The sequence below is a fragment of the Oceanobacillus sp. FSL W7-1309 genome (assembly GCF_038002145.1).
In the GTDB taxonomy this organism is placed as follows: domain Bacteria; phylum Bacillota; class Bacilli; order Bacillales; family Amphibacillaceae; genus Oceanobacillus; species Oceanobacillus profundus.
This window is the reverse complement of sequence record NZ_JBBOBX010000001.1, coordinates 1688928-1703503: the sequence shown is the minus strand read 5'-3', so window position 1 is coordinate 1703503 and position 14576 is coordinate 1688928. Positions and strand designations below refer to the sequence as shown.

The 14576-nt window shown below is 40.4% G+C and carries 16 protein-coding genes and 1 rRNA gene; 4 read left to right on the top strand and 13 right to left on the bottom strand.

Features of this window, described 5'->3' with window-relative positions; genetic code table 11:
- Positions 1–57: 57 nt before the first annotated feature.
- The 3 genes from NST46_RS07955 to NST46_RS07945 all read right to left on the bottom strand — a co-directional run bounded on the left by NST46_RS07955 (position 58) and on the right by NST46_RS07945 (position 2612).
- Positions 58–1619 (bottom strand): 16S ribosomal RNA (locus NST46_RS07955).
- 429 nt (positions 1620–2048) lie between these two features.
- The gene (locus NST46_RS07950) at positions 2049–2270 is read right to left on the bottom strand and encodes a hypothetical protein (protein WP_095313377.1); all 222 of its coding nucleotides are present in this window, start codon (positions 2268–2270) and stop codon (positions 2049–2051) included.
- 180 nt (positions 2271–2450) lie between these two features.
- Positions 2451–2612 (bottom strand): hypothetical protein, encoded by a 162-nt coding sequence (locus tag NST46_RS07945; RefSeq protein ID WP_341137017.1) that lies wholly within the window; start codon positions 2610–2612, stop codon positions 2451–2453.
- Positions 2613–2776: 164 nt separating this feature from the next.
- On the opposite strand from NST46_RS07945, the gene pdaB reads away from it, so the two are divergent.
- On the top strand, positions 2777–3535 hold the full coding sequence (pdaB, locus tag NST46_RS07940; protein ID WP_251660908.1) for a polysaccharide deacetylase family sporulation protein PdaB: 759 nt from the start codon (positions 2777–2779) through the stop codon (positions 3533–3535).
- A 47-nt stretch (positions 3536–3582) separates the two neighbouring features.
- On the opposite strand, the gene NST46_RS07935 is transcribed toward pdaB, so the two are convergent.
- Complete coding sequence (locus tag NST46_RS07935; RefSeq protein ID WP_095313379.1) at positions 3583–4239, bottom strand: KinB-signaling pathway activation protein; 657 nt, start codon at positions 4237–4239, stop codon at positions 3583–3585.
- 179 nt (positions 4240–4418) lie between these two features.
- On the opposite strand from NST46_RS07935, the gene gerD reads away from it, so the two are divergent.
- Positions 4419–5072 (top strand): spore germination lipoprotein GerD, encoded by a 654-nt coding sequence (gerD, locus tag NST46_RS07930; RefSeq protein ID WP_095313381.1) that lies wholly within the window; start codon positions 4419–4421, stop codon positions 5070–5072.
- A gap of 68 nt (positions 5073–5140) precedes the next feature.
- On the opposite strand, the gene NST46_RS07925 is transcribed toward gerD, so the two are convergent.
- Positions 5141–6202, bottom strand: a complete 1062-nt coding sequence (locus NST46_RS07925) for an Mrp/NBP35 family ATP-binding protein (RefSeq protein WP_095313382.1) — start codon at positions 6200–6202, stop codon at positions 5141–5143.
- A 393-nt stretch (positions 6203–6595) separates the two neighbouring features.
- A complete protein-coding gene (cwlD, locus tag NST46_RS07920; protein WP_341137016.1) occupies positions 6596–7318 on the bottom strand; it encodes an N-acetylmuramoyl-L-alanine amidase CwlD in 723 nt (240 codons plus the stop codon).
- A gap of 214 nt (positions 7319–7532) precedes the next feature.
- Here cwlD and NST46_RS07915 point away from each other — a divergent pair, with 214 nt between their 5' ends.
- On the top strand, positions 7533–7949 hold the full coding sequence (locus NST46_RS07915; RefSeq protein WP_095313386.1) for a DUF948 domain-containing protein: 417 nt from the start codon (positions 7533–7535) through the stop codon (positions 7947–7949).
- Positions 7950–8029: 80 nt separating this feature from the next.
- Here NST46_RS07915 and NST46_RS07910 read toward each other — a convergent pair whose 3' ends face one another.
- The 3 genes from NST46_RS07910 to NST46_RS07900 are packed head-to-tail and all read right to left on the bottom strand — an operon-like array spanning position 8030 to position 9176.
- Positions 8030–8257, bottom strand: coding sequence for a hypothetical protein (locus tag NST46_RS07910; protein WP_095313388.1), 228 nt, complete (start codon positions 8255–8257; stop codon positions 8030–8032).
- A gap of 5 nt (positions 8258–8262) precedes the next feature.
- Positions 8263–8697, bottom strand: coding sequence for a DUF948 domain-containing protein (locus tag NST46_RS07905; protein ID WP_095313390.1), 435 nt, complete (start codon positions 8695–8697; stop codon positions 8263–8265).
- The gene (locus NST46_RS07900; RefSeq protein ID WP_095313392.1) at positions 8694–9176 is read right to left on the bottom strand and encodes a DUF948 domain-containing protein; all 483 of its coding nucleotides are present in this window, start codon (positions 9174–9176) and stop codon (positions 8694–8696) included. The genes NST46_RS07905 and NST46_RS07900 overlap by 4 nt, the downstream gene beginning before the upstream one ends.
- A gap of 141 nt (positions 9177–9317) precedes the next feature.
- Here NST46_RS07900 and NST46_RS07895 point away from each other — a divergent pair, with 141 nt between their 5' ends.
- Positions 9318–10169, top strand: a complete 852-nt coding sequence (locus NST46_RS07895) for a YihY/virulence factor BrkB family protein (protein WP_341137015.1) — start codon at positions 9318–9320, stop codon at positions 10167–10169.
- A 36-nt stretch (positions 10170–10205) separates the two neighbouring features.
- On the opposite strand, the gene NST46_RS07890 is transcribed toward NST46_RS07895, so the two are convergent.
- The 4 genes from NST46_RS07890 to NST46_RS07875 all read right to left on the bottom strand — a co-directional run bounded on the left by NST46_RS07890 (position 10206) and on the right by NST46_RS07875 (position 14374).
- Entirely contained in the window at positions 10206–10760 is a 555-nt protein-coding gene (locus NST46_RS07890; protein WP_303449496.1) for a hypothetical protein, read from the bottom strand.
- A 37-nt stretch (positions 10761–10797) separates the two neighbouring features.
- Positions 10798–12021 carry an efflux RND transporter periplasmic adaptor subunit gene (locus NST46_RS07885; RefSeq protein WP_341137014.1) on the bottom strand — a complete coding sequence of 408 codons (1224 nt, stop codon included), beginning with the start codon at positions 12019–12021 and terminating at the stop codon, positions 10798–10800.
- Positions 12021–12695, bottom strand: a complete 675-nt coding sequence (locus NST46_RS07880) for a hypothetical protein (protein ID WP_303449500.1) — start codon at positions 12693–12695, stop codon at positions 12021–12023. Before NST46_RS07880 ends, NST46_RS07885 begins: the two co-directional genes overlap by 1 nt.
- Before the next feature lie 509 nt (positions 12696–13204).
- Positions 13205–14374 (bottom strand): GNAT family N-acetyltransferase, encoded by a 1170-nt coding sequence (locus tag NST46_RS07875; protein WP_341137013.1) that lies wholly within the window; start codon positions 14372–14374, stop codon positions 13205–13207.
- Positions 14375–14576 lie beyond the last annotated feature (202 nt).

Here is a 14576-nt window from a genome sequence, read left to right as displayed (position 1 = left end):
AATTAATCTCTCAAAACTGAACCAAACAACCAAGTATGTTTCCGTAATAATCCTTAGAAAGGAGGTGATCCAGCCGCACCTTCCGATACGGCTACCTTGTTACGACTTCACCCCAATCATTAGTCCCACCTTCGGCGGCTGGCTCCAAAAGGTTACCTCACCGACTTCGGGTGTTACCAACTCTCGTGGTGTGACGGGCGGTGTGTACAAGGCCCGGGAACGTATTCACCGCGGCATGCTGATCCGCGATTACTAGCGATTCCGGCTTCATGTAGGCGAGTTGCAGCCTACAATCCGAACTGAGAATGGTTTTATGGGATTGGCTTGACCTCGCGGGTTCGCTTCCCTTTGTTCCATCCATTGTAGCACGTGTGTAGCCCAGGTCATAAGGGGCATGATGATTTGACGTCATCCCCACCTTCCTCCGGTTTGTCACCGGCAGTCACCTTAGAGTGCCCAACTGAATGCTGGCAACTAAGATCAAGGGTTGCGCTCGTTGCGGGACTTAACCCAACATCTCACGACACGAGCTGACGACAACCATGCACCACCTGTCACTCTGTCCCCGAAGGGAAAACTCTATCTCTAGAGGTATCAGAGGATGTCAAGACCTGGTAAGGTTCTTCGCGTTGCTTCGAATTAAACCACATGCTCCACCGCTTGTGCGGGCCCCCGTCAATTCTTTTGAGTTTCAGCCTTGCGGCCGTACTCCCCAGGCGGAGTGCTTAATGCGTTAACTTCAGCACTAAGGGGCGGAAACCCCCTAACACCTAGCACTCATCGTTTACGGCGTGGACTACCAGGGTATCTAATCCTGTTCGCTACCCACGCTTTCGCTCCTCAGCGTCAGTTACAGACCAGAGAGTCGCCTTCGCCACTGGTGTTCCTCCACATCTCTACGCATTTCACCGCTACACGTGGAATTCCACTCTCCTCTTCTGTACTCAAGTCCTCCAGTTTCCAATGACCCTCCACGGTTAAGCCGTGGGCTTTCACATCAGACTTAAAAGACCGCCTGCGAGCGCTTTACGCCCAATAATTCCGGACAACGCTTGCCACCTACGTATTACCGCGGCTGCTGGCACGTAGTTAGCCGTGGCTTTCTGGTTAGGTACCGTCAAGGTTGGGTCAGTTACTACCCAACTTGTTCTTCCCTAACAACAGAGTTTTACGATCCGAAAACCTTCATCACTCACGCGGCGTTGCTCCGTCAGACTTTCGTCCATTGCGGAAGATTCCCTACTGCTGCCTCCCGTAGGAGTCTGGGCCGTGTCTCAGTCCCAGTGTGGCCGATCACCCTCTCAGGTCGGCTACGCATCGTCGCCTTGGTGAGCCGTTACCTCACCAACTAGCTAATGCGCCGCGGGCCCATCTGTAAGTGACAGCCGAAACCGTCTTTTATCTTCTCACCATGAGATGAAAAGTGTTATCCGGTATTAGCTCACGTTTCCGCGAGTTATCCCGATCTTACAGGCAGGTTGCCCACGTGTTACTCACCCGTCCGCCGCTCATTCCATAAACATTACCCCGAAGGGTTCTGTTTATTTCCTGCGCTCGACTTGCATGTATTAGGCACGCCGCCAGCGTTCGTCCTGAGCCAAGATCAAACTCTCCATAAAAGTTTGTAATACTTAGCTTTTGTAGAAGCTGACTTCTACTTGTTTTAAAAAGAAAAACGAGTTTCCTTTTTCTTGACATACTGGTTGTTTTGTTCAGTTTTCAAAGATCAATTTGTTATAATGTCGTTTTTTAGCGACGAGATATAATATAACATGGTATCAAATTGTTGTCAACATGTTTTTGCAAAAAACTTTTTTCTGTTTTCCAGAAATTGTTTTATTAAGCGACAACAGAATTTAATATAGCATAATAAAAACAGTTGAGCAATAGGTAAAACAAAAAAACAATAATTATGATTAGTTTTTATTTTTAGTTTACATTATTGCCACAATAAATATTTATTCAGCATGACTTGCACCCAGCGTCAACCTTATAAATGAATACTCCTCACATACTTAACGACGAGTTCAATGTGAGGAGCTTTACAATTACTGATTTTCTTGTCGCTTTGGCATGTATTTCACACATTCCTGTTCACTGGCTACACGACGAAGTAATTGAAAAAGGTTACGGTATCTTTCTCTCATCGCCCGTTTAACCATATGATCAATTCTACTGTCTCCCATATCTAATAGTAACTCTTCAAGCTCTCTTTTTAATAAGTACTCAATCTCTTTTTGTTCCATTTCATTAATCAATAAGCCCAACATCTCATTCACCTCATAACCTTCTCTACTATCTAGACAGCTTTACAGCTGTGTCATCGTTCAATTACTACCATTCATCACTAAATCCCTTTGCCAAAAACATAACTTATTTTCAGAAAAGGTACATTACAACCATTCGTCGCTCAGAGTGAATTTTGTCGGTTGTTGTTATCTTCACCCGTATCAAGTCGGTATTTCTCGAACATCATCAAGCACGGTATCTTTTGTTAAACTTACTATTCCCCTATTTCCACTATTTTCATCCCCTTTTTTGCTAAATTCTTCAACTATCAATTTTCTTAGAGTGAAAATACATTCAGTTATGGGGTTCACTTCCTCCTTCACTGAACATAAGCCCCTTACAAACATTCACGTTTTATCTCTCTTATGCTTAATGGAGTTGTAGTACAGTTCGTTAATGCATAAGAAATCCTAAGGCTTGTTCATATTTCTCATCACTGCTCATAAACATAATAGTAAGAGTCAATGGAGAAAATGGAGGAGAAATTATGGATCATTTTTATGCTATCGGCTTAAGACGGCGGAAAAGCCTAATTATTATTATTGCGCTTGCACTTTTTACATCATTATTTATATGGACACAAAGGGATGCTGTTATTTCTGTTTTTTCTAATGAGAAACCAACTGCTCTTTCAAAGGGAAACGAAGATGAACCCGCTATCGCATTAACATTTAACATTAGTTGGGGCGAAGAAAGAGTATTGGACATTTTGGATCAGCTTAAAAATGAAAATGTACAAGCAACATTTTTTGTCAGTGGTGAATGGGCAGAACGTCATCCGAAAATACTGGAACAAATTTCAGAAGGTGAGCATGAGTTAGGAATGATGGGTTATCGATATAAAAGCTACCTGGATCAGGAAATTGAACAAGTAAGAAAGGATTTGCTTTATGCTCGTGATATTTTCAACAAGCTTGGATATGAGGATGTTAACCTATTACGAACACCTAGCGGGCATTTCAATGAAGAAGTCATGGAGCTGGCAGAAAGTTTGGATTTTGATGTGATTCATTGGAACATTAACCCGAATGATTGGGAAAACCCAGGAACTTCTGTAATTGTTGATAAGGTGATGAAAGATACAAGCAACGGGGATATTATCTTATTCCATGCTTCTGATGCCGCTAAACAAACAGCAGATGCTCTAAAAACGATTTTGCCTGGGTTAAAAAATAAAGGATTCCAACCTGTAACAATTTCTGAATTAATCAACCAAGCACATGCTGAAACCAATCCAGTTGAATAAAAAAAGCTCAAAAACCTCTGACCGAATTTTAGTCAGAGGTCCTTTATTTATGCTTTACTAGCCTTCGCATTTTTACTTAACTTGCTCATTTTCTTTCCTTCTGTTTGTTTCCTCTCTGCTTTTTTCGTTATTCGGTGCAAGGTAAGCAATTGATATGTATTACATGCAAGTAATGGAACAATCATTAACCAAGCATAATCACTGCCTTGCACTTGCAATCCAGGAACCCACTCAACCGTTGTGATAACAACCATAAAAAATAGTGCTGGTACAAACGCCTTAGGGTTTGTTTCCTTTGCTTTTCTCTTCGCCACAACCCAACCAAATGCTAATAAGCCAGCTGCACCTAAGATATACCAATAAATAGCTACCGTTCCATCAGCTGCTCGATATGGGAAGTAAACTAAATCAAATAGAACAAATGCAATGACGAGTACTTGAACAGTTGGCCAAAAGGAACGAAACATATTCAATCCCATTCGGTGAATAAATAGATAGGCAAAAAAACCAGTCATACTGACAACGCTAAATGTCAGACCTAGTCCAACAAAAAACAAAATGAGTCCAACTACTTCTATGAAATCAAACGGACTTAAATACGTTGCATAATCTTGTGGCTTTACAAAGAAGCTAACAACAAGACCCGCAATTCCCCCAATAATAAATGTTTTCCATAAAAAATTTACCAAGTTACGACTATTCAATATAAAATCCTCCTACAATCTGTGGCAATGAACAACTTTCATGATCATAATAGTGACTCTAATAGTACATCCTTTACGTACATATTCTAACATGAAGCGCTTTATTTTTCCCACCCCAAGTGAATATTTTATAAATTTGTCACTCATATTAAGGATATAGGAAGGAGGAACAATATCACATGTTACGCAAAGTATGTTTAACACTCCTTGCAATATCCTTCATGTTATTAGTTGCATGTAATGGTGAAGGTGGCTCCCCAAAAGAGGGAGATTATGAAGCAACAAAGAAAATGGTTGTTGATATATTACAAACAGAAGATGGAAAAAAGGCGTTAGCAGAAATAATGTCCGATGAGAAACTGAAGCAAGAGCTTGTCATTCAGTCTGATGTGGTAAAAAAGTCAATTAATGAGACTCTTGTATCTGACAAGGGGAAAGAAATGTGGTCGACATTATTCGAAGACCCGAAGTTTGTCGAGGGCTATGCCAAGTCCATGTCAGAAGAGCATAAGAAATTGATGAAAGACTTAATGAGTGATGCAGAATATCAGAAGCAAATGCTGGAATTATTACAAAATCCTGAAGTTACCAATCAAATGCTAAGTCTCTTAAAAAGCCAGCAATTTAAAGCACACTTAGAGGAATCCATCACACAGACACTTGAAACCCCATTATTTCAAGCAAAAATGCAAGAAATCTTGCTTAAAGCAGCTGAAGAACAAGCTAAGCAACAAGGTGAAGGCGGTTCTCAGCAACAGGGTGGCGGTCAAGGCAACGGCGGAGAAGAAGAACCTGGCGGCGGTAGTGGTGGCGGTGGTGGCGGCGGCAATTAGCAACATCACTTGCTTATCTACTTCATATGTCTGGAAAATACAACAAAGAGGGGAAAAAATCCCCTCTTTTATTCATCTTCCAGCTTGGCAATGACCTTCGCTGCAATTTTATGGAACTGTTTGCCATTCGGATGGTCTTCTTGGTACACGGAAGGAGCAAATACATCTTCTTCCTCATATGGCTGTTGAATTGGTAATTGTCCTAATACTTTTGTTTTTAGGACCTCCGCAAGCTTTTTACCGCCGCCTTCACCAAACACATATTCAATCTCGCCAGTTTTCTTGCTTTCAAAATAGGCCATGTTTTCGACAACACCTAAAATTTCATGATCCGTCTTCAGAGCCATTTGCCCTGCCCTTGCTGCTACAAATGCCGCTGTCGGGTGCGGAGTTGTTACGATAATTTCTTTACACGTTGGCAGAAGCTCATGGACATCCATTGCAATATCTCCTGTTCCTGGTGGTAAATCAAGGAGAAGGTAGTCCAAATCGCCCCATTCCACTTCTGAAAAGAAGCTGTTAATCATTTTTCCAAGCATTGGTCCGCGCCAAATAATCGGTGAATTATCTTCTACAAAGAAGCCCATTGAGATTACTTTTACACCAAATCGTTCAACAGGAAGAATCTTTTTGCCACGAACAACAGGGCGTTCTTCCACACCCATCATGTCAGGAACACTGAAACCGTAAATGTCAGCATCAATAATACCTACCTTTTTACCAAGTCTCATAAGAGAAACAGCGAGGTTAACCGTAACAGTAGACTTTCCTACGCCACCTTTACCACTGGCAATTGCAATAAACTTCGTATTGTTGTTTCCACCCATTAGTGAAGCTTCCTTCGCTTCGTCTGCTGCAGGCTGATATTTTTGAATAACCTCATCCGGCAGCTGTTCAAATCGTAGTCCAACAGTGTTTGCGCCACTTCTTTTCAAAATGCCGACGATTTCCTGCTGCATTTGCATTTGTTCAGCGGTATTTGTTTTCGAGATACCAATTTTGACACTGACGTGCTTCTTGTCCTCCTTAATCGTTACACTGATAATTCCACCGGTTTCTTCCAGTGTTCTATGTAAAAAAGGATCCTTTATAGGATTTAGTAGTTCTTTTACTTCTTCTTGCGTTATCATCGTAAGTCACCACCCCTTATCTTATGTACTAACAAATGAAGTACTGCATCTGTTATAGGTCGTTCAAAAAGTCCGGTAAAGATGATATCGAATTTCGCACGAATGCTAGCTTTTCCTGCAAAAACGTCTGCTTACATATTAAAAGATTCAATGAACTTCTGTTAAAACCATCCACGTCCTGTGGACAACACAGAAGTCACCATCCTGTGGATGCCCTCTACTCATAACTCCGCACCTCGAACTCCGACGCACAGAACGTGCTAGTGTCAGCGCCCGTAAAAGGTCGTTGCGAAATTAGCCGACTTCGATCCTTTTTATCCTCCTTTTGAACACGTACTGTTAGTATAACATAATTCGAGCTAAATCTAAGTGATTTGCACTATGGTTACGGTTTCACTCTTCCTCTTGCATATCCTCTGTAAAATATCTCAGAACCCCTTCATAAATACTCACTGCCATTTTCCGTTGGTAATCCTCTTGTGTCAATAACGCCTGCTCCTCCGGGTTCGACAAAAAACCAATCTCTACGAGTGCCCCGGGCACCTTTGCGTGCTTCAATAAATAGACCCCATTAATAACTAATGGTGAGCGATTTGTATTCTCTAGATTACGAATAATCTCTTCTTGAATCATTTTTGCTAAATGCCCATTTTCATCAAATGAAGGGTAATAGAAAGTTTGCGCACCTTTCCAGCGGCTGGAAGGAACAGCATTTAAATGAACAGTCAAGAAAAAATCCGGTTCTTTTTCATGGATAAACTCCAGTCGGTTTCGAATATCCTCAGCTTTTCTTCTTGCTAACCCTTTCGTACTCTCATCAGCAAGGTCCGTATCTTCTTCTCTCGTCAAATAAACGAGCGCACCATTTTGCTGGAGATAGCTTTGCAGCATTTTCGAAACAGCTAGCGAAATATCCTTTTCCTCTGTTTCATCTGACCCAACAGCTCCACCATCTGGACCACCATGTCCCGGATCAATCACAATCGTTTTTCCGGAAAGTGGTGGCGACCATGGACCACTCGCTTCAAAATCACTTTGAGTAATTGGAATTTGAATTAAAAACACTAACACAAATACCCCAAGCACCCAATACATTACCTTCGTCCTACGCACCATCTTACCCGCTCCTCTAGAGATTGTTCAAGAAGTCCGGCCAAAATATCCCACTTCTTCTGAACACGTATTTTAACTATTCTATTCTTAAATTTATGGGACAAGTTACGGGTTTATGACTACCGATTTGTGGTATGCTAAAGATGAGAAAATGTTTACTGAAAACTGAAAAAGGCTATTAATTACAAATAGACAAATGAACAGGAGGGAAAACGGTATGATTTGGATTGGTATTGGTTTAATCATTATAGGAGTTGCATTTATTGGATTGGTTGTTTTCCTTATTAAACCATTGAACAAGCTTGCAAGTGTTTTAAATAGCTTACAGAAGACAACGGATAAGCTTCCAAAAACAGTGGATGATGTAACTTCCCAAACAACAGAAGCAATCGGAACAGGAATTGATACACTTCATCAGGTAAATAGTCAGGTTAAACATTTAAGCCCCATCTTCCAAATCGTTGGGGACGCTGGACATGCTGCTAACCAGCTGTCATCAAAAATGGTGGATGCAGTTGAAGATATGAAGCAAAATACACAGCAAGCCAATGATTTTGCAACAAGAAAAAACCTTGAGGGACTATACGGAGCATTAACGCTTGGTTTTTTTCTTTTTCAAAAAGCGAGGAAGTAACTCTAAATACAAGAACTTGAAATTAAATAAGAGACGAGTCGTTTTTTAACGACTCGTCTCTTATTATTTCTCTAGAGGGATTATTTAACAATCTTATCGTTTACTTCTTGCTTAATGTGCTCGATATCATTCGCCCGCATTGCTCCATCCGCATAGAGTTTCTTTTCAAAATTTTTCACGCGCTCAAAAACCGACTTATTTTCTCCTTGCTCTTGCCTTTTCGATAAGTAATCGACCGCCAGCCAGCCAAGAGAAACTCCTGCAACAGCGCTTGCAAGCATGGCGAAATTCCTTTTGCCTTCTCTCATATTGTTCACCCTTTTGCTTTTTTCAGTTCCTGACGCTTTTTAAGCCAGTAGTATCCTAAGGCAAAGGTGCCATAGACGCCCCCAAGCTTATTGCTTTCTGCAACTTCCTTACCGCCTTCTGTTTTCGTCTTAATTGAGTCGGTTACATCTACTAGTGAAGAAGAGAATTTACGCGTAACATTTCCGACATCACCAATCACATAAAATAGCGGGCTTAAATGCTTTAGTTTGTCATTTACATCTACTAACGTTTGATTACTTTCATTAATCATATTACCTGTTTCTTTAAATACATCATCCAATTGCTTTGGCAGCTCTTTTACAGTCTTATCTATTCCACCCAGGACACCTGCAAGGTTATTCAAAGCATGTCCAATGAAGAACGCTAAAACAAGAAACGCCACTCCAATAAGTAGTACACCAATCCCAACTAACGTCATCTTGATCCCTCTTTTCCTGTATTTACCGGAACAACTTCCGTATGCTGTACCATCAATTCATTTTTTTCCTTTGTTCCCTTTTGCCATTTTGAAAACAACTGTATGGCAACCTCACTCCATGTCATTCCTGCGACAAAAGGCTTCATTTTTTGTTCTAATTTTTGCTCTGATAGCTGTTTGCTTTTTTCATCATAGACTTCATTCAATGATATGACTGATTTTCCGACATTTTCTGCAGAGTCAAAAACACTATCTGTAGCATTTATCTTTTCCCGTATGTCATCAACCAGTTTACTTGATTCATTTAATGTTTTCGTAAGATGTGGGGTCATGTATTCTAATTCTCTCTCAAGTTCTCCTAGCGATGTTCCGAGCGTTTTCACCATATTTGCAACACGTTTTAATACAAAGGATAGATAAATGGCAACAATTGCAAAGGCGATCGAAACGAACAAAATACTGACGTAAAAGATTTCCATATGTAATGGTCCCTCCTTATTTAACACTACTATATTATACCACGCGACCTAATAAATAAAACGTTTACGCGCAGATCCAGAAGATTGATAAGAGCAAATCATGGGTATAGAGAAAGTAACGAACGAATTGGAGGATTCCCAATGGCTACTGTTAAACAATTTTCACAAGAATTTATGAAGAAATTCAACGAACAAAATGTTACGTTACTTGCCGCATCTTTAGCATACTATTTTCTTTTAGCTATTTTTCCGCTGTTAATCGTAGCATTCGCTATTATTCCCTATTTTCAAATCAGTCCTGATGATGCGATGGAATTTATTGGCTCTATCATCCCTGGTGAGCTCGTTTCTGTCTTTGAAGAAAACATCATCAGTCTCGTAGCAACACCACGCGGAGGTCTGTTAACCGTCGGTATTATTGGTGCGCTCTGGTCTGCGTCAAATGGAATTAATGCGTTTATTAAAGCATCGAACGAAGCATATGATGTCGAAGAAACCCGATCCTTTATCGTTGTTCGTCTCATTGCTTTTGGGTTAACTCTAAGCTTAATTTTAGCAGTGGTTACCGCTATTTTACTACCTGTGTTCGGTGATGTTCTTTTAGAGTTCACTATTTCATTGCTTGGCATAAACGCCGAAATGACATGGCTCTTGCAAGTGTTACGATATGCAATTAGTCTCATTATTATTACTGTATTGCTCATGTGTCTCTATCGATTCGCACCAAATAAAAGAATCCCATTTAAGCATATACTCCCTGGTGCAATAGGAGCAAGCATTCTGTGGCAGGTTATCTCATTTGGTTTTTCAATCTACGTAGGTAATTTCGGAAACTACTCTGCCACATATGGAAGTCTTGGAGGAATCATCGTCTTAATGATTTGGTTTTTCTTAACGGCTATCATTCTCCTCGTTGGTGCTCTCCTTAGTGTGATGTACCACCAAAAGGCAACGAGGGAGAATAAAGAAATTCATAAGGCTGCAAATATATAGTACGAATGGGCTTGGAGCATATCTCCAAGCCTTCATTTACCGACGGAGAATAGCATTAATACTTTCTCGCACCTTAAAAGGCAAAGGTTGTTCCATTGCTTTATGCAATAAATCAGGACGTGTAACAGGATTTGATTGAAGATATTTCTCGATTCGTTTTGCCTTTTCTTGCTTATTTGGAATTAACTGATATAAAACAAACCAATCCTCCAATGCTGCCAAAGGAATCGAAACGCCTTGAATATTTTTTCTTCCAACAATGTGATTTGCATCAAAGACCAATTGATAAATCCCTTGATCATGTTCGATAGCGAAGTTCCCCATTACATCAACCCCAACACCATCTACCTCGTATTGATAAAAGTAGGTTGTGCGAAATGGATCCTTTCTAGAAGCTGTTTTCTCTTTCCCAACCCGACTCATCGCATACCTGATAGGATCGATATCCTTTTCTGCAATCAATAAATCGATATCATTTGGTGAATCAGCTATTCGGTAGTGATTCAATAATAGAGAGCCGCCAAGTGCCCATTCTAGATTCTTCTCATCTAATTGTTCCCCTATTTTAATTAAAGAATGATGGATCTTCATAAGGTAACCTCATTTCCGATTTTACATTTCTATACCGCTACCTAGACAATAAGCCTGTTATAAAAGACTCCAGCCACTTCGCATCCTTAAACGATTCTTTTGTTAATTGCTTCGTTTGTAGTGGGGTAATGAATTGAGCACCGTGCTGAAAAGAGTTTGACGGTTTAAGAGCAACGAATTCCCCTCGCTCTACTCCATCAACTACCTCTACAACATCTTCTACATGCAGACCTCTTTCAATGCTTTCTTTTTCGATTCTTCCTCCTTCCGTCATTTTCCAAACAGCATCCGCAAAAATTGCTTTCTCAAAAAGCACCGTTGCACCTAGTGACTCATCCATTGTAATGTTAATATCTACGTGATAGCCTGGAAGCAATTCCTCTGCATCATCTCCTGTTTCAAAAGCAACCTTGAAAGGATAGATACTTTCTTTTTCGATTTCGATCTCATTTGGTGATTTACTAACTTCCTCGACAACTCCATCTAAGCGAGTACCTATTTCATGAACAGCTACTTCAGCGGCCCGCCCTTCCTCCATCTGGGCCCGCTCTTGCTCTGTCAATTCACCGACTGCAAGCACATCATTATTTTGAATCGTAATTACGGGATCATCCAGATTTACATGCAGCTGACTAATTATCCCTTCATAAGGACTTTCTACTGTTAGAGTATCCCCTGTTGTCCGCAGCTCGGCTAATTGATTATTAATCGTCTGAAGCTGAGCATTTTTTTGTGACAGCTCCAACTCTTGTTCGACAAGAAATTGCTCCTTCAGCAAATCAGCTTCAATCGACGTTTGCGGGTACTCGACTTCAATTAACTCCTCCGTAATGCTGACGGCATGTGGCGAACCAATCTCATCAGACGGGATCTGATACATTTCCATTTGCGAAATCGCTTGTTCAATTGCCGAAATCTCTCCCTGAATTTGATCGGCTTGATTCATCAAATTAGTTTCCATTTCGTAATAATCATGAACGAGGTATGTATATAATGCATCACCGGCATTTACCTGCTCTCCTTCTTCGACAAGAAATTCCTGAAAGCTTCCAAGCTGTTTGTCGAAGTAAACATGCTCTTCCCCAACAGCGCGAAGCACACCAGGCTTAAAAATCTTCTCCCTCATATCTTTTTCAAAACTCTTCGTCCATTCATTCACATACGATGTCCGTTCCACTTTTCCTTCATCGTCCAGGAATACCAGCAGAAAGTTTACAGCGATGAAAAGAATCATCATTATGAGAATCAGTCTCTTACGCATCACCCAAACCACCCGCCTAATATGTAAGAATCACCCATGGCAATAAGTGCTGTAAGACACCAGCCAAGAAAATGCAATAAAATAACGTTTATAGCGATGACGTACTGTTTCATCTCCGAAAAAGCAGAGATATATTTTACTTGAAACCAAATAATCCATAATTGGAATAATGTAATGGCTCCAAAAAAGAGAATCACCCAAGGTATTTCCGTTATGTAAGAGGCGATAATTCCTAATGATAATGGTGACACCTGCCAGTTTAACCCAACAAAAATAACAAGTGGAATCCAAAGCAGTCGTTCCATTAACATGACAACCAAGACAACCTGCTGCATAATAACTAGCTTTTGATATGGTATTCCAGTGAGCAGGTAGAACAAAAGGCTCGGAAAAAATAAGATAAATGCTGCAAACAAAATCGCATAGAGTGCTCTGCCTAGTATGAACCATAGCTTACTTGTTTCATAAGCCGTATCACTTAGTGTTACCGCAATACCTGAAATACGTTCTGTTCCTAATCCAAGGAATGCCATCCAAAGATAAATTGCGATTGCAGCAACAACAAGGACAACGTTCACCTTCCACAACTGCTCTATGCGTTCTGCTTTTTTTATGCGAAATAAATCGTCCTCCATCGAAAAGAGGAGCCTAAATAAATGAACACGATATGTCATAAACCCCATTCCTTTTCTTCTTGCCGTAATGACTTTATTTTAACTTACAATTTGAAGAAATTCTATGAATTTTGTCTTTTCTGACTCATAACAGGACATTAGTCCCTATGCTGGGTGGCTGGAAGGGCTGATGCGGTGCGGTAGTTTAGGTTTCGGGCGGTAGTGGGCGGGAAGGTGTCTTATTTTTACGTTTCGTGCTATAGCAGATCAGGGAGGTGTCTTATTTTCACGTTTTGCGCTATAACCGGACGGGGAGGTGTCTTATTTTCGCGTTTTGCGCTATAACCGGATGGGGAGGTGTCTTATTTTCGCGTTTTGCGCTATAACCGGACGGGGAGGTGTCTTATTTTTGCGTTTTGCGCTATAACCGGATGGGGAGGTGTCTTATTTTTGCGTTTTGCGCTATAACCGGATGGGGAGGTGTCTTATTTTCGGATATTTACAGTAACTGATTAATGAAAACCGCTATATCAGTAGACATACCGGTTTTCACAAGTGTTTCTACATCCTTAGAAATAATCCGCAAAAAACGTCTGTTTCATCGGGATAAGTTTTTCTATTTTTTCAATCGTATGCCTATCTCCGTAAATTAGCTCCAATTCTGCTAGCTCTTGTGGACGTTTATAACCGAGCAACATGGAGGTGAGCTGTTGGACCGTACAATGCATTCCTTCACTTCCACTTAGATTCGTGTTCAAATTGGAAATCGTTACATTACCGTCTGTTCCACTTATTTCATAAGTCCCACTATTCTCTGGTACAAAACTGTCTTCTACATGTAGCTGCATGGAAACGTCTGGTAATTCCTCAAAGGGATAGATTGACAAAAATTCTGGCACGTCAACAATACGCGCCATAAAGTATGGTTCAATTGTTTGCTTAAAGCGTGGCTCATCGATCAATAATGGTAATTTATCATTTTCAGGAACCACCATCTTGACCTCATTTGCCATGGAGTCATGATTAGCAATAAAATTCAGAAGCAGCTTCCAACCGTTTAATGACAGATATACAAATTCTTTTACTTCAAATTGTTTATCTTTTACATTGTAGAATATGTATCCTTCTGCTTGATTACTATCATCGTAACAAACTGCCATCATCGTACCCTTTGCTAAAACACGCTGTTTCCACCATTTTTCATCACGAGTGAGTGCTCCATTGAATTGCTTGGCGAAATCAGTATAAATAGTGTGAAAAAGTTCGATATTCACGGGAGTTCTTCGGACGCAGCCAGCTGTATCCCATTTCTGTTTTAATGCTTCCATTGGAATGGTATAGTGTTTTTCATCAAATGCAACTTCCCAGCCAAATCTCCGATAAAATGGAACCGAAAATGGATGTAAATATGACAAGGTTTGCCCATTTTCCTTCATATATTTTAAGGCATGAGCAAGCAGATCCTTTACCATTCCATTTCTGCGGTATTCTGGCCATGTTGCCACAGAGCTAATACCACCAATATCAAAGGTCTTACCATTTATATATACAGAAAGTGGTATTAAATGGAGCTTAGCAGCAATCTCCTCTTCCTCCATCCATCCCCAAATGGTATGTCGATCAGCCTCTTCCTTCTTCTTTAATAAATCGGCTTCTGATAATTTATATTGAAAAGCAAACTGAGATAACTCAAAAATCTTGTTATAATCAGCTGGAGATAACTCTTTAATTGGATTCATATGTACATCCTCCTTATACACGATGTCTTACTCTATCATACTAGGAAAATGTAAGGGGTGGCTAATCATTTAATTGGAGGTGGAGATGTTTGAAAAGTAATCGGGTATATAGAGGAGGATAATTAAATTCAAACTTACTTGGTTTATGTGGATAACTACTTCTAAATTTAGATTTTTGCGCATTAGCCTATTGTTATACTGT